The following is a 631-nucleotide window of genomic DNA, read 5'->3' as shown; positions in this document are numbered from 1 at the left end:
TTTGGGTTCATCGATGGCTAACATACGATCAGCCGTCACCCGATGAGCGACTTTTCTGGCTTGGGTTAAAGATCGTGCATTTGGGGCATAACTGATCGTTAATTCATCCAAAGCATAACGTTTGACACCGCCCTCTAATCTCCAAGCGGCGTGTAAGGGCAGTAAACCCAATAAGCCTACCGGGATCAGGGTGACTGTTGCTGATTTAGGCAAGGCATCAACCACGGGAGCCATGATATTTTGCCATAATAGTTCCGTGGTATTCTTTAGGCTTTCGTGCCATTTTTTTATGTAGTCATGTTCTTTTGGATGAGTACGCCAGTCATCATAACGTTGTAAATAAGCACTATAGGGAGCTTCTTCATTTTCTAAAGTTTCTAGGAGTGTTTCTTCGGTCAGTTCTGGTAGCCACACGGGCGTGATTTCGCCTTTTTCATTAACGAACAGTGCTAAACCACCCGCTTTTGTCACCGCTAAATAGACCAAATTCGCGCCTTTAGCCGCTGCGACAATATCCACAAATTCAGGTGCGGCGAGAAATTCGCCGTAGCCTTCGACTTGGCGGATAGCGGCAATGGTTTCATCCAGTGCTCGACGGGCAGCTTGTAAAAGGGTACGGACTTTTTCTGGG

1 protein-coding gene is annotated in these 631 nt (G+C 46.9%); it reads right to left on the bottom strand.

The features are described from left to right. The coding region (locus GY683_RS02085; RefSeq protein ID WP_297287174.1) for a CHAT domain-containing protein at positions 1 to 631 on the bottom strand (631 nt) is incomplete at both ends.

The sequence above is a fragment of the Moraxella sp. genome (assembly GCF_024227015.1).
GTDB lineage: Bacteria > Pseudomonadota > Gammaproteobacteria > Pseudomonadales > Moraxellaceae > Moraxella.
The sequence above is the reverse complement of the archived record's forward strand: the minus strand, read 5'-3'. Positions and strand labels throughout refer to the sequence as shown.